Here is a 21,382-nt window from a genome sequence, read left to right on the forward strand (position 1 = left end):
ATCGAACTAAGGAGGAGCGCCATGACGACTACGAATTTAAACATTAGGACTGACAAAGAGGTCAAAGAACAGGCCGACCGCATCTTTTCGGAACTGGGTCTCAACATGACCACGGCTATTAATATGTTCTTGCGTACTGCCATTCGCGAACAGGGAATTCCTTTCAAGTTGAGTCTGAATGTCCCCAATGACGCTACCGCTGCCGCGATAAGGGAGGGTCGGCGGATAGCAGCCGACCCCAACGTTAAGGGCTACTCGAGTCTCGATGAGCTAAAGGCCGCATTGGAAGTATAAAGTACGAAGTCAGGTTTACGAGCCATTTTAAGAAAGACGTGAAACTCGCAAAAAAGCAGCACCGGGATTTAGAAAAACTATTCAAAGTTATCCAAGTCTTGGCAGAGGGAGGCACTCTGCCCGAAAGATACCGCGACCACGGCCTTTCCGGCACTTTCGCGGGAACCAGGGAATGCCACATCGAACCGGACTGGCTGCTGATCTACGAAATCCGCAGTAACGTGCTCGTGCTGATGCTCTATCGACTCGGCACCCACGCGGAGCTATTCCAGAAATAGCTTGAGCTGCCTGTTTCCAGGCAGCTCAAGAACCTCACCGGGGGTATCGTTGCCCTACACCGAGGCTACAAACTGAAGTAGCCACACCCCCGCGTAAATGCCGGGCTGGCCGCCGCCCGAAGGCAGCGACCAGCCAGCTAGACACGCGCGTACGGCTATTGCGCCTGGAGCGTCACGGGAATCTTCTTTTCCGCCCCGTTCCGCACCACGGTTAGTTCCACCGTGTCGCCCACGGCGTACTGGCGCACGAAGCCGACCAGGGACAACGAGCCTTTCACGGGCTTGCCGTCAATCTTGGTGATGATGTCTCCCTCTTTCAAACCGGCTTTATCCGCGGCCGAACCGGAGTTGATTTCCTGGACCCGCGCACCCAAACGGGACACTTTGTCCACGGTGGCGACCTCTTGGCCCACGACGACCCCGAGAGCCGCGTGCACCGCTTCGCCGTGATCAATCAGCTGGGTGGCAATCATCGAAGCCTGATTAATCGGGATGGCAAAGCCCAATCCGATAGAGCCCGCCTGACCCTCGCCAGTCGAGCCACCGGAACCCGATAGACTCGCAATGGACGAGGTCACGCCCACTATCCGCCCTCGTGAATCGAACAACGGACCGCCGGAGTTACCCGGGTTCACCGCCGCATCCACCTGAATCGCGTTCGTGGTGACTTCAGTAGGAGCGGTGCTTTTCTCGGGCTGGGAAGGTTGCAGCATCCCGCCACCGCCGAAGTAACGCCGCAGACCAAAGGGATCTTGCTCATCCTCGTCGTCGGGACTACCCCCCTGCACCGCCTGCACCCGCACCGGACGGTTCAGCGCCGAGACAATGCCCGTGGTGACGGTAGACGATAGCCCCAGAGGGTTACCGATGGCCGCGACCGACTCCCCAACTTTCAGGTCGTCGGAGTTGCCCAACGGCGCCACGGTTAGATCTTTCGGCGGGTTCTCAATCTTGATCACCGCCAGGTCAGTCAGCACATCACGGCCCACGATTTTTGCTTTGTACAAGCGTCCGTCGAACAGTTCCACGGTGATGACCCCGTTGCCGTCCGCGGCTCCCGCCACCACGTGGTTATTGGTCAGGATGTAGCCTTTCGAGTCGATAATCGAGCCGGAGCCCTGGTCGGATTCGTTGTTCGTTTCCACCGAAATCGCTACCACGGCGGGACGAACCGCCTTGGCCACGGCCTCCCAGTTCGGGTTCTGAGAGTTGGAGTTTGCCACTGGCTCGGGGGTGGCGACGTTCTTATCCTCCGGGTTAAACAGGGTGGAACTGGTGGTTTCCCCATCATGCCCAAAGAGACCGCTCTGTTCGATGGCGTACAAACCTCCGGTACTCAGCAGCGATGCCGCCACCGCCACGCCAATCATGGCTCCCCATCCGGGACGGCTTTTTTCCTTTTTATCCCCCGGGGTCGCCGACCAGGTCAAACTGTTTTGCAGCGGGTTCGTCGCCCCGCGGGTGCCGGTAAAGGGGTCGGAAGTCGCAAACGGATTGCCTCCCTGATAGCCCGGTTGACCTGGGTTGGAGCCAGCTGGCTGACCCTGATTCGGGTGGGTCGCGGAGTATTGCGGGTTTGCCGGATTCGCGAGGGGGTCGGAAAAGCCCGGAGTGGTGCCCCAAAAGGCGTTGGCGCCGTACTGTGCCGAAGGGTTCGCGCTCGCCGGGTTGGCCGGGTTGGTCGGGTTCGCCGAGTTGGCCACGTTCGCCGGGTTGGTCGGGTTGACGGGCTGGGCAGAATCGGTGTCTGACGAGTGGTCAGAAGCGGTGTCGGTCGGGTGGGCCGGGGCGGTGTAGGGCGAACCGGTGGAGCCGCCGACAGGCTGGCCAGCGGGGACGCTCCCGGACGGGCTTGTGAAACCGTCACCGGCCGAACTTGCGGACCCCGCGCCCGCGACTTCACTAGAAGCCTGCGCAACCGGACTAACACCGGACTGATTGGCATAATCGCTGGCCTCAGCGGGTTCAGCGCTGGCCTGTCCGGCGGGAGTAACCGAGATAATCCGGCCGCTCAGGCTGGGAGCTTGCGTCTCGGTGGGCTGTGGGTTGGCGGGCGTCGCGGCCTCATTAGAGTTCTGGGGATTCATGGGAATCTGCGTTTCTTGATGTTCCGAAGTGGGCCCGGTATTTTCTTGGTTTTCTGGCGCGGGCGTTTCCTCGGGGGAAGCCCAGGGGTTATTCGTATCGCTCACTGTTTCTCCTCATAAGTTCTGACCGGTTTTGACCCGGTGACTTCAAAATTACCTGGGATACTGGCGCCGGCCTGTGGTCAAAGCTCGTTCCCAGGTAGGATTTGCCAGGTTTGTGCTCTCAGACACCGGCGCGAGAGGTCCTAACTTTCATTTCGACACTTTTGCAATATATTCCCCCACCGCCGGATTGTTCAAAGTCAGGCCGGGGGCAGGACTATTTCCAGCAGGCTCAGCCCCCTGACCGGTTGGGCCAGGGCCGAGACCAACCCCGCCAAGCTGTCGACCCGCTCGGGTTGCCAACCCACCGCCCGAGCTAGCCCGCAAACATCGCCAACCTGGGGAGTTAGGAACATCCTGGTGAAGGTATCCGCCGGAGCCGCACCGTGCTCCAGACCGCCAAAAATCCGCCCACCCCCGTTGTTTATCACGATGACCTGCAAGTTTGGTACTTCTTCGGCGCTGCCGTGGCACAAGGCACCCAGGTCGTGGAAAAACGACACGTCCCCAAAAACCAACCGCATCGGCTGGCGCCGAGCCAGCGCCGCCCCCCAAGCCGAAGCAATCGTGCCATCAATCCCAGCCAGACCCCGATTGGTAAAGACGCGGTGTGCGTCGCACGTGCTGACCTGGGGATTTATGGCCTGAGCGGGTGTGGAGGAGTCGGGTTGTGCGGGATTTTCTCTCGATGCGCGCGGCATCAGCACGTCCGCCCGCGGGGGGTCTGGAATCGGGTTTGGGGCCGAATTGCGCGCCACCGCGTCGAAAACGCGGATAGTCAGCGAAGCCCCCAGGAACAGGTCCACCGGCTCGGGCGAATACATAGTGCTGTCCCAAATCACTTGCGCCGCGCTGTGAAAACCCCAGTCCTGGGTCAGGGTCGCGGCCGCTTTTTCACCCGCCACACGCCACATTTCCAACCAACTTTCCGGAGCCTCGGCATCGGGCCGGCGGGGAGCCGAGCCTTGTGACGGTTGCGCTGCTTTCGCCAGTTCACAAGCCAGGGTGGACGCGTCCTCCCACTGGCGAGCGATGTTGCCCGCCAGGTTGACCGTTGTGCCCGGCGTCCCCACGGTTTCCACGGGAATGTCGCGGCGGGAAATGAGCCGCGTAATCGGCCTGGTCAAGGTAGGGCGACCCGCGACAATGACGCGCTCCAGGTTGTGCTCAGCCACCGCCGCCAACGTCGTCCCGGCGGCTTTGGCGTAGGCTCGCACCGCGTTGGAGTGACGCCGCCAGGCAGTTTGCGGTTCAGCCAGGACGGGAATCCCCGCGTTTTTGACCGCCTCGCGCAAGTCAGCGTAGGTAGCGTCGCTGAGGTCCCCGGCAATCAGTAGGGTACCGCGCGGTGCCTGGTGTGGGTCAAAAGGTTCCTCGCTGGCGTTGGTGCGGGCGGCGCGGGTGGCGAACGCCTCAATAGTTTCGGGGGGCGCCAGAGGCTCGATGAAGCTGGCGTTAATGTGTACCGGTCCGGGGAGGGGGAAGTGTTTTTCCGCGGTGGCCGGGTGAGGCGAGGCGCTTTCGCCCTGACAAGCTGCCGCTGCGGCCGACACGGTATCTTGCAGCTCCGCGGGGGTGATGCCGGGTTGAATATCCGCGGCGAAACGCACGAAATCCCCGAAAATCCCTGGCTGCCAAGTGGTTTGGTTCGCGCCGGTGCCGCGCAGCGCCGCAGGACGATCCGCACTAAGAACCAACAACGCCAGTCCCGCGTGAGCCGCCTCCATCACCGCGGGCAGGGCGTTGCCCACCGCGGTGCCAGACGTCATCACCAAAACTGCCGGATGCCCCGCGCGCGCCGCCCCGAGAGCCATAAAAGCCGCATCGCGCTCGTCAATGCGAACGTGCAGGTCCAGGCGGTGGCTGGCTGCCAAGTGGTTCAAGGCATAGCCCAAGGGGGCATCGCGGGAGCCGGGGCAGTAAAACCAGTCCGTGAATCCCTGCTTCACCAGTAAACGCACCAAATCCCCAGCGTATTGCTGGTTTGAAGCGTCTTGATTGTCCCGCTGACTGGTGTCACCCACAACTCGCCCTTTCACTGTTCGCATCATGCTTTTCGCGTTCCCCGCAAAGCCGGTAAACCGTTGGAATGCCGGGAAACGAAAGCCGTTTCAAAACTGCAAAATTTTCGTCTCCGGGGTCAATGCTACCTTTCAAGTACTATCGCGCCTACCGAAGGGAGGTTTATGGACAGAACCCAGTCATAAGGTTTCGATTTAGTTCATCACTGGTACCGTGCGGGTATTCAGCCGTTTCGTGGCGGGTGTGTTCAGCCATTTTCTTGGGGAAGCTGAATTTTGATGGCCTGGCCGCGGTGAATCCAATAGCCGCGGGCGGGCGGGAATGCGGTTCCGTCTTGGGGGACGCTGACGCCGAAGATGGCGGTGGTGTCGGCGGCGCTCAAACCGAGAGAGAGTCCCGCAGCGGGGGCTTTCACCACCGCATTCAACTCGGAGTCAGTCATCCAAGACAGCCCATCATGGGAGTTCGCAGCGCCCGAGGCAAAAACCAGGTGTCCGCGACTACGTGCCGCGCGGATGACGTCTGCCATGGCTGTCGCAGTGTCCGTGTTTTGAGCAAATCCGGGCAGATCGGCAATAAAGATAGCTAAACCGGGGAATCCCGGCGGGGATTTTTGTTCCGCAACGGAAAGCAGCTGGTGATAAAAGTCGCGGAAGTCTGAGAAACCACAGGATACCGCGTCCCAAATCTCCAGACCAGCCAGGGTTTCCAACGCGGGCGAACTGTCCTCACGGCTTTGGGCAGACAACAGCACCATCCCGGTGTCCGGGCTGGAAGTACGCAGTGAACGAGCCAGCCAGCGCATGACCGCCAAGCTCACCGCCCGGTCGACTTCCCCGTCCCCTCGCGCAATGAGGTAAACCCCACTGGTGATGGTATTGATTTGCCGACCACCGGGGGCACTCAGCCCCAGCGCCATTTCTCCCTTAGGAGCAACGGTGAGGGCGGTGGCAAACACCGGTACCGCCAATCGGTCAATCCGGTGGGCCGGGGTTTTTGCCAGCGCGCCCAAACGTTCCAGGATGCGTGTCTGGGCGGGCTCGGAGGGGTCGTTACCGAGGACAGCGATTTGAATAGCTCGCGGGTCATCCGCGACGAGGCCGCGGCCGGGAACGGAACCGTCTAACGCGATTCGCATTCCGAATGCACCTCGCCACGCTGCCGGTAGGTTCTCGAGGCTTTCGGCGCTGATGACGAAATGGATTCCGACGACTCTACCTCCGGTGATAAGTTCCAGAAAACTGGCGGAACTGGCTCCCGGCAGGGATTCCAACACGGCTTCCAAACCGTCAATCGCGACGATAATGCGCTCGCCACGGTCGGTTTCACTGCCCGCTACGCTATCCGCGTCGAAGGGTGTGCCGGGCTGTTCGCCGCGCAGCACTTCGCGCAGTTCAGGGAAGCTGCGGGTGGCGTTGCGCAGCGCTATTTCGGTACGCCAACGCCACCGGCTGACCAGGTACTCAATTGTGTCGGCAATTGTCTCCGGCTCGTTAGCATGGGCTACCACACCCACGTTTGCCCAGTTAGACAGCACATCGAGGGCGGGGTCGGCGCTGCAGACATAGAGAGTAACGGGATGGCCTGAGGTGTTCAAACTATCGGCAGCGATGGCCCGCAGGACTCCGGTGCGCCCGCTACCGCTCGGACCTGCCACGAACAGGTTGCCCTCGCGGTCGGGGGTAAAGCCAAAGGGGACGACATCTTGGTGTGCCAGGTCATCGCGCACCCCCAGGCGGAACTCCGCGTCGCTGGATTGTCCCAAGGCCGCTAGGTCATAGACATTTTCCAGCCCGGAAGTCCAGCGCCTGACTGCGGATTTTCCGCGGCAAAACGACCCTGCCAGCACAGACAGCGGAGTTGCGGCTCGCAGCACACCAACCGCGGGCTGGTTCCCGCTGGTTTTAGCCCGACTGGAACGCCCGCCCATAAGAGCCGGCGCTCGCCAGCGGCCGCCCGTTACCAGTGTCTGTGGGAACGCTGCTCCGCCCAGGGCGGTGAAGTTTACGGGAGCCAGCTGAGGGTCGCTAAAATCGGTAACCATCAGGGTATTTAGGGTCTGGAAGCCGGTCGCTACCCCGCCGACCAGCAGGACCCCGCGGCCGGGATGTGTGAAAGCCGCGTGCGGATCAATTTCAAAACTGCCACAAACCACCTCTAGGGCTTCGTCCTCCAGGTGCAGCACCACACGTGTCGGCAGGTACTTCAGGGCTTCGCGCGGGAGCTTTTCGGTGTCCCCGCTGCTCACCAGCAGGTGCAACCCTAGAGCGCGGTACATATGCAGCCGCTCCGCCAGCTGCGAGAGCTGCCGTGAGGTAAACGCCTCCCCGGCGGCTATGACGACAATTAAATCGGCCGGGACTCCCGCTATTTTGGCTCCGCGCGCTCGCGCCAGACTGCCTGCCCCGGATTCGCTCAGCCAAATTTCGCGCCGCTCAGTTTCCGCTTCCAGGTAACGCAGCAGCCGGGTAAACACGGCGTCTCCCCGCCCCGACTCGACACCTAAACAGTGCGGGGCTTGCTCCAGTTCGCCCCATTTCGTGCCGCGGGAGTCAAAAATAACCCAGTTCACGTCCTCCGGGCGCTGGGTCAACGCCAAGCCTGCCAAATAGGCAGCGATGACATTGGTTCGGGCAGCCTGGTTTTCTCCTGCCACGATGGCGTTCTTGCCGTCAGCCAAATCTAAGGTCACCGGGCCGGAGGTGCCGTAGCCGATGGCCGCCGCGCAGCGGGACCCGTCCCCCAACTCGCCTAAAACAGCCGCGCTTTCGCCAGTCGCCAGGGGATAAACATCGGTCAGCTGGGCCACTACCGGCAAAGGCTCGGCGGTTTTACCGGGCAGCTTCAGGTTGGCCAGGAGCTCCGCGACTTTTCGCGCACTAGGGGTAGTCAACAACAGGGGTTCCACACTCTGCCGGGTCGGGCGGGCGGACTGCAGCGGAATCCCGTTAGAAGCGGTGTGGCGCGGACTTTGCGGGACGGTTCCGGGAATGCGGGACACGCCGTCTTGCCAAGACCCGGTCGCCAAGTCCAAGACTTGCCGAGCAGCACTAACCGCACTGCTGAGGTCGTCAACCGTGTTAACCAGCCAAACGCCAGGTTCCGCGCCGAAATCTTCCCATTGTGAGCCGGCCGGGACTTCTCCGTCCACCACCAGCAACAGGCGTTGGCGTGAGCCGCGCAGACCCTTGCGGCTGGTCCAGGCTTGTGCCAGGCGTTCGGCGCTGGTTTCGCTCAAGTCGCTGACCGGCTCTAACTCTAGATCGTCGCGCACTGCCTCACCATGCGGCAGGTAGCTAACCCACGCCCAATGTGCGGGTTTCGCCGCGGCAACCACGATTTTCAGGTCGGCTGGGGAATAGCGCAGGGCGGCGCGAATCAGCAACTGATTCAACGCGGGTCCGCGCAGGTTTCGCGGACCGGTCACTGCCAGCGGCCCGGAATCCGCCGGAACATAGGCGACCTCCAGACCGGTATGTCCCGCACCGACCGTAGCGGCGCCAATCGCGCTGATTCTGCGGTTAATGGCCGTGATTTGTCCCGAGGTCGGGTGGCCCGTCTCCGCATTCGCCCCCGCCATCGGTCCCCAACCGCGAAACGGGGTCGCATCTGCGGGACTGCTCAACGTGATTTCGGGACGAACCTGGGTGAAACCGACCGGAATCCGCATTTGCGCACTCGCGTGCCCCCACAGTCCGGGCAGCAGGGCGTGGCGCGGGTCCGCCAAGTCGGTAACGCTGGCACGTATCGCCGCGTCGCGACGGTCCAAAGCCTTCTGAATCTGCGGGGTGAGCGCGGCCATGTCACGCTCATACCGCACCCAAGCCGCCCGGTTTTGGGTCAGGGCCCACCCCACTTCGGCGCCGCCCGCCACCACAGCGAGCCCCAGCAGGGCAAACGCCGCAGCACTGGGGAAAATGACCGCTAACACCCCAAACAGGGCCACCGGCACCACGGGCACGGCAAGCGTCGCAGGATTCGCCAGCCACAAGCGGGGTCGAGCCGGCATTTCTACGTTGATTCCCAACGGTTCGGGGTCGGTCACCGGTTGCGGTGAATAAGCCAGCAACGACTTCATTCCCGCCGGCGCTGGCGGCAGCTCGTCACTCTCCCCCACCAGCGCCAAACCTGCCCCCGGCGGTATCGGCGCTTTTGCCACCGGCAAGACCCGCGGCAGCACGTAAGGTTTACCGACCTGCGCCGGACCTGACCCGCCAACCTCACCCCTCGAGACTTGTGACCCCGAGGACTCAGCAACGACCGGCAGCGACCCGGTGCCTCCCGGATCCAACAGGGGCGCCAACGGTGTCACACTGAGGCGAGACGTCGGCCCTCCGCCCAAAGCTGTGGCCACATCGGCAACTCGAGCTCGCGCGTCCGCGTTTAACAGCACTTCGGCGGGGCTACCATCCACCAAGATTCGAACCGGTCGGCGCATCAGGCTTCAAACCTCAACAGGTAGTTTGGCGCTAGTTCCAGCACGTCACCGGGTTGAATGTTGTACCGCCTGTGCGGCTGTAAGTCCACCATCTGGCCTGTCGTCCGGCACAAGCGCGTGCCGTTGTCCGACCCCAGGTCCTCCACGGTAACTTCCCATCCCTCGGTACAGATTCGGGCGTGAGTGCGGGAAATTTCGAGGATTTCGGGTGGAGTAGTCAGGGAAAACACCCCTTCGCGCCCGTGGGTTTCCGGAGCCCGACCCACCACCAAATCGCCTGTCAGCTCGACAGTTTGCTGGTCGGTGGAACGTACCCAGCCAAGTTTCGGGAAAGCCACCTGAATCGGGGCGTCCAGGACTCCGCCGCAAACCCGGCAGCGGGGAAAATCCGGCGGATTGTGGTGGCCCAGCGGACAAATCCGCACGGTAAACGTTTTGCCCCCGTCGGCGCTGTGTTTCATTTCTATCCCTCGCTGTCTGGGGGAGGCGGGGGTGGCAGAAGGGAGCCCGGCGGCTCCGGCGGCTCGGATTGCGCGGAATCGGTCGGTTCAGTGGGGGTGGGCGCGGATTCTGGGGCGGTCACGTCGACCACAATCGCGGTCACATTATCGGTCCCGCCCGCCTGCAAGGCCAGGTTCACCAAGGAGTTTACTGCCATTTCGGGGGTGGGACTTTCGCCCAGAGTCCGCCCGATGACACCGTCATCAATCATGGAATGCAGCCCATCGGAGCACACCAGGAAACGCCGGGGTGCCGCGACCGGATAAGTCCAGGTATCAATCTGTGGCAACCCAACTTGACCAGCTCCGATAGCGCGGGTAATGACCGAACGGGTCGGCCAGACCCGGGCTTCTTCCACGGTCAGCATCCCCGCCTCGACCATCTCGGCGACTTGGGAATGATCCCGCGTCAGCCGGGTCAGCAACCCCTCTCTCAACACGTAAGTTCGCGAATCCCCCACATTGAGAACCAAGAACTGCGCCGCTTCCGACCCGTCCGTCGCGGCCGCGGAACCCGCCTCGTCAGCCGCGGACCCTCCTAGTGAACCCAGCAACACCAAACCTGTCAGCGTGGTTCCCGGCGGCGAAATCGTGTAATCGATGTTTTCCTCCACCAGCCCCATAACTTCCTCGCAGGCCGCCTCCAGGGATTCGCGCACCACCGGCAGGCTCACCTCCGTGCCGGTCAGAGGCTGAATATGCCCCAGCAGCGTAGCCGAGGCCTGTTTGCCTCCGGCATGACCGCCCATTCCGTCCGCAACTAAAAAGAACGGCAGAGTCGCCAGGAATGAATCCTGATTTTCGGCTCGTTTCAAGCCGATATCGGTGGCGGCAGCCCAGCGCAGTGTTTCCCCGTGGGGAAGCGTCCAGGTGCCGGTTTCGATTTCCATCGGTTTCGTCCTTCGCTCCTTATTTGCAGTTTCGTTGCCGCTGCTAACTAAAGTCTAGCGAACACGGCGGCTACCTGTTCAACTCTTTCGCGCCACCGTTTGCTGACCGCCGAGCTCACGGGTGCCAGATTTCCTTTCAGTTCCAAGGTTTCCACTGGATACAGGCGCCCATTTTCGAGGCGAGGATCCGCGGTGAGGATAGTGTCGGTGAACAAGCGCAGTGTCCCGAGTCCGCAGGCGGCTGTCGTTTGCAGCTGGGTCGCGAGGGCCAGTCCGGCGCTCAAGCCCACCCCGGTGTCTAAAGCTGAAGACACCACCAGAAGGGGCGCGCTGGTGCCACCCGGAGCAGCCGTCCGCAGCCCGTCCGCCACCAGGGCGGCGGCACGCGCCGGGCCGCCCAGGGGCATCGCTTTAATGACGGCTGCAGCCAGCCCGCTGGCGATGACCTCGGTGAGCTGCCCGCCCAAGCGGATAGTTTCGTCAGCCGCCACCGGAATCCCCGTCGCACACTGCAGTTCGACCAGTTCATCGAGGGTTTTACACGGCTGTTCGGCATACTGCAACCCGCCCGGTCCGGCCGCTTCGCACAAGCGCGGCAGTGCGGTTTTCGCCTCAGCCAGACTCCACGCCGCGTTGGCGTCTACCCGAATCTGGCCCGCCGCTCCCAGGGCCGAACGAACCGCGCGAATCCGGGCAATGTCGTCCTCGAGGTCGCTGCGCGGGTCGGCTACCTTCACTTTTGCCGTACCACACCCCGACTCGCGAACCAGCCGCGCCGCGGTGTCGGGGGCCACGACCGGCACCGTGACGTTGAGGGGAACGGGGGAAGGCGGGGTCGGTAACCCCTGTGCCGCCACCGCAAACGCCCCGGAAAACCAGGTGGCGGCGACTTCTGGAGGATAGTTGTCGAACGGCGCCGCCTCAGCCAGGCCGGCAGGGCCTTGTAAAATCAGCCCCTCCCGCACCGTGATATTGCGAAACTTGACGCGCATCGGTACAGAAAACACCCACGCCCGCTTGATTCCCTGCGCCGTAAACAGCTGGGTGCCAGCCGGGCCGGGTTCGAAAGGGGAAAGGCGGGCGGAACTGCCGGAATCCTCAACGTTGCTGGTCACGATGCCACCACGGGACCGGCTGTCTTTCCGGAGTCCGGCAGGGTCAGCGAGGCGGCGACTTTCGCCCCCACGTCGGCAAGCGGCCCGAAATCGGGGCCAGCCACCTGAAAAGCCAACACCCACAAGGTATCCCCGATAGCCGCCGCCCAGCGCTGCTGCACTCCCCGACCGTCCGGCAGACACGAATCAGCCCAGATTGCGGGGTTTTCAGCCAACTGGGAAGTCGCGACTTCCCGCGGCTGCCAACCGGCGGGTACCGCCAGTCGGCGCAACCAATTCACGCTGTCCTCCGGGCTCGTCAAGGGCGCGGACATCAACAAAATCCGCGAATGCGGGATAAAGTCGTGGGGCGTATCCAGCGCAAAACGGCTTTCCAGTTTCAGCCCGGGAACACGCGCGGGGGCGCTCGGCTCCAGGTTCAACACCCAAGTTTCGGGGTAAGCTAGCGAAACCCCGTCAATCATCTGGGTGTCGAAATAGTCAAAGCCGCGCCGGTTCACCTCCCGTTCCCGGCGCTTTTGCGCAGAGCGAGTGCGTTCCAGCGCCCCCAAAGCCCCATAGAGGCGCTCCTCTTTCATCCACCGTGGCTGCAGGAAACTCGGCACCGGCGCGGGAATCAACGCCCAAAACGCTACCCCGAGACCAATCAAAGCCAGCAAGGCCGCCAGCGGAATCCCCCACACTCGCCAAAAGGACAGGCCGGTGGCGTAAGTCACGCAGGCCTCGAAAAACGTCACGCCCAGGCACAGAATGGTCAGGCCGGGAATCATGATGGCCACAACCCGGTTACCCAGCTCAGTTTTCCCAAAACCATCACGCAGGAATTTCGCGTAGGGCGTCACCCAGGTCACGATTATCAGCGCGATTCCCACCAGCGTGGCAACCAGGAACGTGAAATCCATCTTCGCCTCCGCACGTCTGTCTGTGATTAATCCTAATTATGCTGTGTCTTACTGGCTCGGTGTACTACGTACGTAGACTCACTAAAACCCTCGTTTAGACCTCACGTTACTACATCAATGTCGGCGAACCGGGTGGATTCGCAACAAATTGAAAAAATTAAGAAAGTTTGAAATGCCAAACCGCAGAGTACGTAAGGGATGGGTCACCTGCACCGATTACAGCGATGGGAAATTCGTGTCCGCTCTTAATGATTTCATCAGGTATTGAGAAGGTGTATTCATTGTTAGAAACGAAAGTTTCACACGGTTTTTCACCGGTTTGGTAGGAACAGATATTCACAATTTCCCATGACTTTGGATGACCGTTCGAATCGACACCTTCGGGGTAATAAGCAGTGTCGATTTGCTCTAAAGGTACTGCACTGTGAATACGTATTTGGAACGTTTCCGCATCAACCGATTCGGGAAGGTTTACCCATTGTATCGGTGAGGCAGGTGCTTCATCATCGACTACTCCCCATGAAGAATGAGATTCATCAATGGAAATTTGTGGTGAGCAAAATTCTTTAGAGCAAAAACGTAAGTAAGGAACGTGGCTTGAAGCTTCGTCATTTTGGGATGAGACATGTCGCCCTCCGGTACATGAAGCAAGACACACAAGACAAAATAATAAAACCAGAGTGTTAGTCAAGCAAGACTTGGAATGAATAAAAGCTAACATTTTACAATCTCAATACATATAGGGGAATGAATTTTTGCCAGATGAAGCGACTGGAAAATGATTCTTACCAACCGTCCAATCACGAGAGGCTCCCAGATTCCAATCGTCAACATGCAATGTTCCGATAAAACTCTAGGGTTATCATTTTTTGGAATTACACGAAAATCTACCAAATCACTTTGGCTACTGTTGCGGCTATAGCTAATACACTTTTCATACTTATTAATGAGTAAGGATAAAATACTCCAAAATTTCGACATATTTTCGCCTTGTATAAAATCAATGCGTAAACTGATGTCACAGGGAAACTCACAGCCTCTAGAAATTGCTTCGATGTACCCCTCACCTCTAACGTCAGGGAAAATTGGCTGAGGAACCATATCGCCTATGAACTGTAAAATCCTAGAATTATGGTTATTTTCATCGACCCCAGACTTACCGTATTCAATAGTGGATCCCCACTCCGGTAAGTTGAAACTTCCCATACGAATTGCGACAGCATCCACCTGCGTATTCTTAACTTGTGACAAACAGTGAGACAACATCCAAAATAATAAAGAAAATGCAGGTTTTTGCTGATCTGCGAAACTCACATATACCGATGACACCAGTCCCGGAATGTCTTGCGGCCATTTCTCTTCCGGGTGATAATACCAGGGAGCGCATCTGTTATCGGTAAAATCAAAGCACTCTTCATTCATACCCTCGAATAGCTCAATTATCTGTTCTTTCTCGGATTCTGATATCTCTACGCTATCTTTGGTTACAGTTTTAGAAACAAAATTAATTTCTACTGTATTGCCCATGGCCAACAACTAATCTCTCGGTTGTCAGACTTATGCTCTCCGTAGCTTTTTTGCACCCCAGGCGCATACCCGGTGCCGAATGTATGCCATGAAGTTTTTTTGCCGGTTACGCATGCAACTCTAGCATTCGGTCCCGGTGTTTGCCCTTTGAGGCAAGGTTTACTTTCTCGAGCGTCTTCCATTCCCACCTTCACATATCGGTTACCATACCAGGCATATAGTTGAGCCGTAAGCCTCATGGTAGAAAAACTTGGATTTCCAACCGGTTTCCAGCACACATGCCCCGACACCTCAGCAACACCATTGGAGGGATGAGGATAATGCGCCGTAACCAGACCACCATTAGGCGAGATCAGATTCCGCCCCTGGTTGCGTGTCGTTGCTTGTGCTTCTTTCACCTCACCCACAAATTGAGTCTGCTGAATACTGTCCAACGAATCATCGTATGGAATAGGCTCGATTGCGCCAGCAGCCGATGGAACTGAAACCAGCAAAGATGCTGCTACGCAGCCAATCGCCACGGGTATGAAAACAGAACGCATGACATGCTCCCTTGCTAATGCCAAATAATCATTGTGTGTTCGCGATTATATCACCCAATACAGACAGATACTGCAAATTCGTCATTGCTGGTAATCAGTTTGCGCACTATCACAGAGATAGAACTCGTATCCCTAGTAATAATACGGAAACTCGTCCCAGTTCGGGGCCCGCTTCTCGAGGAAAGAGTCGCGGCCCTCGCGTGCCTCCGCGGTCCCATACGCCAGCCGGGTCGCTTCCCCGGCAAACATTTGCATTCCGACCAGGCCGTCGTCCACCGCGTTGAAAGCGTATTTCAACATGCGAATCGCCTGCGGGGATTTCCCGGCAATGGTCAGCGCCCATTCCCAACCCACGCGTTCCAGGTCCTCGTGCGCCACCGCGCGGTTCACCACTCCCCAAGCCTCAGCCTGGGCAGCGGAATAGGTTTCGGCCAGGAAGAATATCTCACGGGCGCGCTTGTCCCCGGCTTGCCGCGCCAGCAGCCCCGAACCGTATCCGGCGTCGAACGAGCCAACATTCGCGTCTACCTGTTTGAACTGGGCGTGTTCCCGGCTGGCCAGCGCCAGGTCGCACACCATCACCAGTGAGTGTCCCCCACCGGCCGCCCACCCGTTGACCAGGGCTATAACCGGTTTCGGGGTGGCGCGAATGAGGCGCTGCACCTCCAGGATATGCAGCCGCCCATAGCGTCCGGCCGCGTCTCTCGGGTCGGGGAGGTCCGCAGTTTCTGGGGTTTCCGGGTGCTTCAGGTCAGCAGTCCGGTCGGCCGGGTTTCGGGTTTCACAAGGGCGTTCGGGCGGGTTTGCCGCTCCCTCTGGCGGAAGTGGTGCGTCGTCGCGCGGAACGGTCACGTGATACTGGTAACCGTCAGCGCCACGCACCCGCTGATCCCCGCCACTGCAAAACGCATAGCCGCCGTCACGCGCCGGCCCGTTGCCAGTCAACAAAATCGTGGCCACACTGGCAGTCATGCGGGCGTGATCCAGGCAACGATACAGCTGGTCGACGGTTTGGGGACGAAAAGCGTTGCGCACTTCGGGCCGATTGAACGCAATGCGCACCACCGGTGCCGGGCTGCCGTCCGCGCCCACGCCCCGGTGATAGGTCACATCGCTGAGCCCCTCCAGTCCGACTTCCCGCCACCGTTTTGCCTCAAAAACATCTGAAACCGCGTTATTGTCCACGCTTAGATTCTAACTGTTCACCAGCGTGTTGCGGCCGGCTGGGGTTACTGGAAACTGAAGTTTGTGTTGGGCAGCAGCTCAATCCAGGTGGTGCCGCGGTTGAGCAGGACGGGCTTGCCGGCCGAGTCCGTCAACAGCAGCGGCGAGCCTTCTGAATCTTTGGACCAGGTCACTTGGGCGACCGAGCCCCCGCTCGCCACGTAGGCGGTTCCGCCGCCGGTCAGCACCGTTTCGGGGACAGCAGCCCCGGCCGCATCTTTTGCGCCGGTGTCAATGATGGTGGTCAGCACCACCACCACGTTATCGGTTTGCAGCGGCGCTCCCGACCGGGCGCTCGCCGCCACGCCTCCATCAACCCGCTGCCAGCGCGAACCGGTCCAGTTGTAGCCCGCGACCAGGGAAGGGAAGCGCGCCGCCAGGGAATTCGCCGGAGTTCCTGACGAAACCGCGGTGGGAGGCTCCCCTAGGTCGGGGTTGACGAAATCGAAAATTGGGGGCGCGTCAGGCTCAATAGTGCGGTCTTTGCCGACCTTTTCGTAAAGTTTAGGAATCGAGAGATAGAGGTTGTGGGGCATGGCACGGAACTTCACGCGATACAGCGCCCCCAGCGCCTGATCTTCGTTGAATCCACGCAACCCGGAGGCGGGAACCCGAGATTCAAACACTGGGGTTCCCCCCGAATAGACCAGCATTCCGCCGAACGGAGCCGCGATACCCGGATCCATCGGCCGCACGGAACGCACGGGGCCGATTTCCTCGGGAGTATGCATATGAAACACGGCGTTATACCTCGTCATACCGCCCTCGACCTGTTCTTCGAACACGATGTCGGCGTCCTCCAGCCCTGATTGCGGACGAGCCGCCACGGTGTTCTCCACTTTCACCGCCACCGCGGGGTGCGGGGTTAGGTCTTCACGAGGTAGGCCGGTCAAGGGCCAAGAGGCAGGTTCCTCGGGCTGGGTGGTAGGGGGAGGGGTCTTTTCCGGCTCAGGCGTCGAATTAGCACAGGCCGTCAACCCCAGCATCCCCAGCATTGTCCAGAAAGCCACGAAAACCGCTAGAATCTTATTGAAACCGGCTGTATGACGGGTTCCGGGCATGTTGCGACGCCCGGCGCAAACAACTTTGTTTGCCGCATTTTCTGTGGTGTTATCCCAGGTTACAGCCATAATTGAACTTTAGCGTTAAGGCAGGGTGAAGTTGGTGAGTGACACAGCGAAGCGGGGGGTTCCCGTCCGGTTCTGTTTCCTGACGGGAGGCACGAAGCCCCAGGACGTAGTCAGTCTGGCCGAATTTTTGGATACCGCGATTGAGCCTTTTCTGACTACTGAGGAAGAACTCGCCCGCAGCGGTCGGGAAATCGCGGACGACTACGACTGGGAGGCAGCGTTAGCGGAAGTCCGCGCCGAGGATGACACGCAAACCCCGGACTTGCCCACGGAATCGGACCTGCCCGAACAACCTGCTGAGACCGCCCCCGACGCTACCGACACCGAAAAACCCGTAGGCGGAGCTTTTGAGGGCGACCCCGCGGACGTACCCCCCAGCGAGTTTGTCCGCAAAATCCTGGTTCCCATCGCTCCGGGAGTCGATCCGGAACAGGCCCGCCACACCCTGCGGTCACGCTTGAACGGTCCCCTGCCAGCCAAAACCGACTTGATTATGCAGACCTCCGGCTCCCAGACCGGCAACGGGCACTTGGTGGCGATTTCCGCCAGCGCTCTGGTGTCCTCCGCCCGGTCGACCCTGGCTGCCCTAGGCGGGCCGGGCCGCTGGATTCTGGCACTGCCGACCCATCACGTGGCCGGGCTGCAGGTGTTGACCCGTTCGCTCATTTCCGGGACGAAACCTGTCATTGTGGATACTACTAAAGGATTTAAGCCTGCCAGCCTGGTGCGCGCGGTGGAACGTGCCACCAAGGATTCAACCCTGCCGGTGTATCTGTCGTTGGTGCCCACCCAGGTGTCAAAGATTTTGGACGAGGGCGGGGACGCGGTCGCGGCTTTGGCGAAAGTGGACACCATCTTGGTCGGGGGTGCTGCGTTTACCCCGTTCCTGGCCGACCGGGCGAAAGCCGTGGGCTGGCACGTGGTAGAAACCTACGGAATGACCGAAACCTGCGGGGGATGCGTCTATGACGGGATTCCCCTGCTCGGTACCCAAGTTTCGACCGTGGGCGATACCGTGTGGATTACCGGCACGTCTTTGATGGAGGGCTACGTTGAGAAACCGCCGGCCGGAGTCGATCCCGCGGAGGTTTCGCCGTGGATTCAGATGGGGCCGCGCCGCTGGTTTAAGACTTCCGACACCGGCCGTATGGAGGGTCCGCGCCTGATTATCCAGGGCCGTACCGATGATGTCATCAACACCGGCGGGGTAAAGGTTCATGCTTCCGCAGTGGAACAGGCCTCGTTAAGTGTGACGGGGGTTGGTCAAGTGTGTGTGGTCGGGCTGCCCGATGCCCGCTGGGGCGAGCTGGTCACCGCGGTGGTGGTGCCTGGAGACGACCTCGACGTGGATTTGCTAGCCCCGATGTTGGGCTCCCCGGCTTCCTTGGGGATTCGCGGGAAAGACGGAACTTCTGAGCCGGATTCTCTGGCGGCGCGGATTCGCACCGCCGTCACCGCGGAACTCGGTGCCGCCCACGCTCCCCGCGTGGTCGTGGTCGTGCAGCACCTGCCCACGTTAGGGCCGGGCAAGGTGGCTCGTCACGAGGTTACCGAGCTGGCGAAACGGGAACTTCGCGCCGGTCGCGCCTGGGTGCGCTAACCGAGCCCCGCAGGGTCGGGCGGGCTTAGGACTTTGCTCGGGAGCGCTGTAAGGAGTTCCGGATCAGCCCTGCTATGAGGTTGGGGATGAATGTGAAACCGACATAGATGCCGGTGAACAGGAAAAATTCATCCCAGTAGACGCTGAGGTTAGAGGCAGCGTCCATCGCCAGAAAAAAGTGCGGAATAAAGAGTACTACCGGCGCGATGAGCCACCACAGTGACCAGCCGTTGGCAATCCCGTCTGCAACCCCGCATCCCAGTCCCAACAACGGTAGCGCCAGATAGAAAATCATCAAAATCCACCCGAAACCGCCATCGCCTACAGACTTAAAAATCGGTTGGGTCACATAGGGCAAAGCCAGGAACAGCACGGCATAAGCCGCTAAGAGAATCCAACGTGATTTGGAGTTAGACATCTGCGACCTCTCCTTTGCGAATGAAAACCATTTGAAAACCATGATACCGGCCGCTCGCCCTCTCCGCCCTTTTTATGCCATTTCCTCCGTTGGCTATCAGCCCGGCATGTCCAGAAATCGACAAAACAAGAAAGACCACGGTTTTTACGTTAAGATGAAGCCGTGGCCAGAGTTTTGTTGTTTATCTTGTGGTTGGCGCTGACCCTGTATGCGCTGATTGATTGCATTCGCACTCCGAAAGATAATATGCCCGGCAAGGTACCGAAGATTTTGTGGATTTTGCTGATTTTGTTGCTGAGCCCTATCGGGGCGATTGCGTGGATAATCGTGTCGCGAGTCGCCGCTGCCGAAGCCAAAGGCGGGGTTATCGAGCCGAATATCTGGTCCAGTGAGGAATCCGTACCCCTCAGTTTCGGGCGAAAACCCACCCCGGAGCAGCCTAGCGCTCCTGATGACGACCCGGAGTTCCTTGAGGAAGTCAGCCGGAAACTGCGTGAGAAACAGCGTGAAGAATACGAAAGCAAGAAGCGAGCGAAAGAGGACGAAAAACTCCAACCCCGCCCGGATGAAAAGTCCGGCACAGAGAAGCCTACTGACCCGGAAAATCCGCCGGATTCCGCGGACTCCCCCGAAACGAAATCCTAACCACCCGGGCTTGTGCCCCCGTCAGCAAACCGCGAGCATCCGGTTGGCCCGGGATCACCGCGCGCACCGAGCAACCCCGAGATGCGCAGCGGACAGCACGCACCGGCCTGCTGAACCGGAAACACTCCTGACCTGCCACGAAGCGATAGTAGCAGGCCGGACGGCTATTCCTCAGTTTTCTCGGAAGGTTCGGCCTTATTGGCCTTATCTTTTTCAGCCTTTTCAGCGGCTTGCTCCAAAGCCTCCTGGTTCAGCTCCTCCAGGGTGGCTTGCGCCCGGGCGCGCTCTTTCTCAGCCGCGTCCTGGATTTGTTCCTCACGCAACCGAGTATCGATGCTCGGGGGTTTCCCGGTGGAATCGTCCAAACCGTCACCGTCACGGTCACGCGATTTGCGGCTGGACACCAGGGAGGTGGGCTCGTCGGAAGGCCGGAAGAACACATCAATCCAGGCCGTGCGCGGGTCGGAATCCACGAAGATAGCTTTGAAGAACAGCGTGAGAGGCACCGCCAGAATCGCGCCGAGCGGGCCCATCACCGTGGACCACACCATCAAGGACAGGAAGGAAACGGTGGCGTTCAAGCCCACCGCGTTGCCGGCGATGCGAGGCTGCAAAATGTTCAAGAACAGCATCGACGCGACCATGTAGCCGATGAAGACCCCGACGGCCGGCCACACCCCGCCCAGCGCCAAAGCCAGCAGAATCGGGGGAATCATGGAAAGGATGAATCCCACCGCGGGAATGTAGTTCGCCACAAAAGCGAGGATGCCCCAGGTCCAGGGGGTCGGCACGCCAAACACATAGAGAATTCCGACGTCCACCAGCGCCACGACAGCACCAAAAACGGTGGTCATCAGGAAGTAAGTCCGCACCCGCAGGGAGAAGTTGCGCAGTGCGATGGCAAAACCTGGCGCGTAGGAAGCCAGCTCAGCGGCGCGACGGCGCACCACCACGATGTCTCCGACCACAAAAATCGCCACCATGATGATAAAGAACAGGGTGGTTCCCGCGCCACTAATCTGGTTAGCGAAACCGGACAGATAAGAAAATATCCGGTTGATATCCACGTTCTTCCAGGAATCCAACACAGCGGAAGTGTCCAGGCCGCGCTGATCCAACTGACTGATGGCGTTCTCATAGAGTGCCTGGAACTTTGAGCCGTAGCGGGGTAACTCCGTGACCATCGCGGTGATGGCAATCGCAATCAACCCCAGCATGACAAAGAGAATGGCGAACAGCAGCACGATGTTGACCAAAGCCGCCAAACCGACCGGCCAGCGGTGGCGAATCAGCCACTCCGAAACCGGGCGCACCGCCAAAGCCAGCGAAAACGCCAGGAAAGTCGGCATGAACACCCCGGCTATCTGTGCTAAGAGGAAAATAATCAGCGCGCTGGCAGCCAGCGCGAAAGCGAAGCGCATCCCGGTGGGCCAGGCCGCCAAGCCGGAGGCTGTCGCCTCTGAAGCCTTTACTTCTACGGTGTTGCCCGCATCTGCAGTGCTACTCGACTCGTCACCGGGGGCACCAGACTTTACCGCCTGAACCATCCCTTTGGCCTTATCTATCATTCCCATAGGAATAACCTTACCAACCTAGCGGCAAAAAATTGAAGTTCCCGGCCCGCCAACCGCAGCTGGCGAACCGGGAACCCCGAAACTATTGAATTAA

The 21,382-nt window shown here is 59.9% G+C and carries 18 protein-coding genes; 4 read left to right on the top strand and 14 right to left on the bottom strand.

All coding sequences use genetic code 11. The features are described from left to right. Window positions 1-21 precede the first annotated feature (21 nt). Together RQ935_RS02675 and RQ935_RS02680 are read left to right on the top strand one after the other, a co-directional pair. Entirely contained in the window at window positions 22-294 is a 273-nt protein-coding gene (locus RQ935_RS02675) for a type II toxin-antitoxin system RelB/DinJ family antitoxin (protein ID WP_311497104.1), read from the top strand. Then, the gene (locus RQ935_RS02680) at window positions 291-572 is read left to right on the top strand and encodes a type II toxin-antitoxin system YafQ family toxin (protein ID WP_311497155.1); all 282 of its coding nucleotides are present in this window, start codon (window positions 291-293) and stop codon (window positions 570-572) included. The genes RQ935_RS02675 and RQ935_RS02680 overlap by 4 nt, the downstream gene beginning before the upstream one ends. 155 nt (window positions 573-727) lie before the next feature. On the opposite strand, the gene RQ935_RS02685 is transcribed toward RQ935_RS02680, so the two are convergent. The 12 genes from RQ935_RS02685 to RQ935_RS02740 all read right to left on the bottom strand — a co-directional run bounded on the left by RQ935_RS02685 (window position 728) and on the right by RQ935_RS02740 (window position 17,051). Next, the gene (locus RQ935_RS02685) at window positions 728-2,764 is read right to left on the bottom strand and encodes a trypsin-like peptidase domain-containing protein (protein ID WP_311497105.1); all 2,037 of its coding nucleotides are present in this window, start codon (window positions 2,762-2,764) and stop codon (window positions 728-730) included. A gap of 197 nt (window positions 2,765-2,961) precedes the next feature. Then, window positions 2,962-4,812, bottom strand: a complete 1,851-nt coding sequence (menD, locus tag RQ935_RS02690; RefSeq protein WP_311497106.1) for a 2-succinyl-5-enolpyruvyl-6-hydroxy-3-cyclohexene-1-carboxylic-acid synthase — start codon at window positions 4,810-4,812, stop codon at window positions 2,962-2,964. Window positions 4,813-5,030: 218 nt separating this feature from the next. Next, window positions 5,031-9,221 (bottom strand): FtsK/SpoIIIE domain-containing protein, encoded by a 4,191-nt coding sequence (locus RQ935_RS02695; protein ID WP_311497107.1) that lies wholly within the window; start codon window positions 9,219-9,221, stop codon window positions 5,031-5,033. Next, a complete protein-coding gene (locus RQ935_RS02700; RefSeq protein ID WP_311497108.1) occupies window positions 9,221-9,682 on the bottom strand; it encodes an FHA domain-containing protein in 462 nt (153 codons plus the stop codon). The genes RQ935_RS02695 and RQ935_RS02700 overlap by 1 nt, the downstream gene beginning before the upstream one ends. Window positions 9,683-9,684: 2 nt before the next feature. Next, window positions 9,685-10,611, bottom strand: a complete 927-nt coding sequence (locus tag RQ935_RS02705; RefSeq protein ID WP_311497109.1) for a protein phosphatase 2C domain-containing protein — start codon at window positions 10,609-10,611, stop codon at window positions 9,685-9,687. Window positions 10,612-10,658: 47 nt separating this feature from the next. Continuing rightward, window positions 10,659-11,726 (bottom strand): enolase C-terminal domain-like protein, encoded by a 1,068-nt coding sequence (locus RQ935_RS02710; protein ID WP_311497110.1) that lies wholly within the window; start codon window positions 11,724-11,726, stop codon window positions 10,659-10,661. Next, window positions 11,723-12,628 carry a hypothetical protein gene (locus RQ935_RS02715; protein ID WP_311497111.1) on the bottom strand — a complete coding sequence of 302 codons (906 nt, stop codon included), beginning with the start codon at window positions 12,626-12,628 and terminating at the stop codon, window positions 11,723-11,725. Before RQ935_RS02715 ends, RQ935_RS02710 begins: the two co-directional genes overlap by 4 nt. Before the next feature lie 157 nt (window positions 12,629-12,785). After that, window positions 12,786-13,349 carry a hypothetical protein gene (locus tag RQ935_RS02720; RefSeq protein WP_311497112.1) on the bottom strand — a complete coding sequence of 188 codons (564 nt, stop codon included), beginning with the start codon at window positions 13,347-13,349 and terminating at the stop codon, window positions 12,786-12,788. Next, the gene (locus RQ935_RS02725) at window positions 13,343-14,155 is read right to left on the bottom strand and encodes a hypothetical protein (protein ID WP_311497113.1); all 813 of its coding nucleotides are present in this window, start codon (window positions 14,153-14,155) and stop codon (window positions 13,343-13,345) included. Before RQ935_RS02725 ends, RQ935_RS02720 begins: the two co-directional genes overlap by 7 nt. After that, window positions 14,140-14,697: a hypothetical protein gene (locus RQ935_RS02730; protein WP_311497114.1), complete on the bottom strand. Its 558-nt coding sequence runs from the start codon at window positions 14,695-14,697 to the stop codon at window positions 14,140-14,142. The genes RQ935_RS02725 and RQ935_RS02730 overlap by 16 nt, the downstream gene beginning before the upstream one ends. 132 nt (window positions 14,698-14,829) lie before the next feature. Continuing rightward, entirely contained in the window at window positions 14,830-15,882 is a 1,053-nt protein-coding gene (locus RQ935_RS02735) for a 1,4-dihydroxy-2-naphthoyl-CoA synthase (RefSeq protein WP_311497115.1), read from the bottom strand. A 44-nt stretch (window positions 15,883-15,926) separates the two neighbouring features. After that, window positions 15,927-17,051, bottom strand: a complete 1,125-nt coding sequence (locus RQ935_RS02740) for a DUF3048 domain-containing protein (protein WP_311497116.1) — start codon at window positions 17,049-17,051, stop codon at window positions 15,927-15,929. A gap of 34 nt (window positions 17,052-17,085) precedes the next feature. On the opposite strand from RQ935_RS02740, the gene RQ935_RS02745 reads away from it, so the two are divergent. Next, complete coding sequence (locus RQ935_RS02745) at window positions 17,086-18,651, top strand: AMP-binding protein (protein ID WP_311497117.1); 1,566 nt, start codon at window positions 17,086-17,088, stop codon at window positions 18,649-18,651. Between the two features lie 25 nt (window positions 18,652-18,676). Here RQ935_RS02745 and RQ935_RS02750 read toward each other — a convergent pair whose 3' ends face one another. After that, window positions 18,677-19,069 carry a hypothetical protein gene (locus RQ935_RS02750; RefSeq protein ID WP_311497118.1) on the bottom strand — a complete coding sequence of 131 codons (393 nt, stop codon included), beginning with the start codon at window positions 19,067-19,069 and terminating at the stop codon, window positions 18,677-18,679. Window positions 19,070-19,231: 162 nt separating this feature from the next. On the opposite strand from RQ935_RS02750, the gene RQ935_RS02755 reads away from it, so the two are divergent. Then, the gene (locus RQ935_RS02755; protein ID WP_311497119.1) at window positions 19,232-19,714 is read left to right on the top strand and encodes a PLDc N-terminal domain-containing protein; all 483 of its coding nucleotides are present in this window, start codon (window positions 19,232-19,234) and stop codon (window positions 19,712-19,714) included. A 164-nt stretch (window positions 19,715-19,878) separates the two neighbouring features. Here RQ935_RS02755 and RQ935_RS02760 read toward each other — a convergent pair whose 3' ends face one another. Then, window positions 19,879-21,288 (bottom strand): AI-2E family transporter, encoded by a 1,410-nt coding sequence (locus tag RQ935_RS02760; protein ID WP_311497120.1) that lies wholly within the window; start codon window positions 21,286-21,288, stop codon window positions 19,879-19,881. Window positions 21,289-21,382: the final 94 nt, after the last annotated feature.

Source organism: uncultured Mobiluncus sp. (assembly GCF_963511525.1).
Classification (GTDB): Bacteria; Actinomycetota; Actinomycetes; order Actinomycetales; family Actinomycetaceae; genus Mobiluncus.

Excerpts from the sequence above, each read along its gene's own strand:
- RQ935_RS02675 (WP_311497104.1), top strand. The coding sequence starts at position 22 with ATGACGACTACGAATTTAAACATTAGGACTGACAAAGAGGTCAAAGAA.
- menD (WP_311497106.1), bottom strand. The coding sequence starts at position 4,812 with ATGATGCGAACAGTGAAAGGGCGAGTTGTGGGTGACACCAGTCAGCGG.
- RQ935_RS02695 (WP_311497107.1), bottom strand. The coding sequence starts at position 9,221 with ATGCGCCGACCGGTTCGAATCTTGGTGGATGGTAGCCCCGCCGAAGTG.
- RQ935_RS02700 (WP_311497108.1), bottom strand. The coding sequence starts at position 9,682 with ATGAAACACAGCGCCGACGGGGGCAAAACGTTTACCGTGCGGATTTGT.
- RQ935_RS02705 (WP_311497109.1), bottom strand. The coding sequence starts at position 10,611 with ATGGAAATCGAAACCGGCACCTGGACGCTTCCCCACGGGGAAACACTG.
- RQ935_RS02715 (WP_311497111.1), bottom strand. The coding sequence starts at position 12,628 with ATGGATTTCACGTTCCTGGTTGCCACGCTGGTGGGAATCGCGCTGATA.
- RQ935_RS02720 (WP_311497112.1), bottom strand. The coding sequence starts at position 13,349 with ATGTTAGCTTTTATTCATTCCAAGTCTTGCTTGACTAACACTCTGGTT.
- RQ935_RS02725 (WP_311497113.1), bottom strand. The coding sequence starts at position 14,155 with ATGGGCAATACAGTAGAAATTAATTTTGTTTCTAAAACTGTAACCAAA.
- RQ935_RS02730 (WP_311497114.1), bottom strand. The coding sequence starts at position 14,697 with ATGCGTTCTGTTTTCATACCCGTGGCGATTGGCTGCGTAGCAGCATCT.
- RQ935_RS02740 (WP_311497116.1), bottom strand. The coding sequence starts at position 17,051 with ATGGCTGTAACCTGGGATAACACCACAGAAAATGCGGCAAACAAAGTT.
- RQ935_RS02750 (WP_311497118.1), bottom strand. The coding sequence starts at position 19,069 with ATGTCTAACTCCAAATCACGTTGGATTCTCTTAGCGGCTTATGCCGTG.
- RQ935_RS02760 (WP_311497120.1), bottom strand. The coding sequence starts at position 21,288 with ATGGGAATGATAGATAAGGCCAAAGGGATGGTTCAGGCGGTAAAGTCT.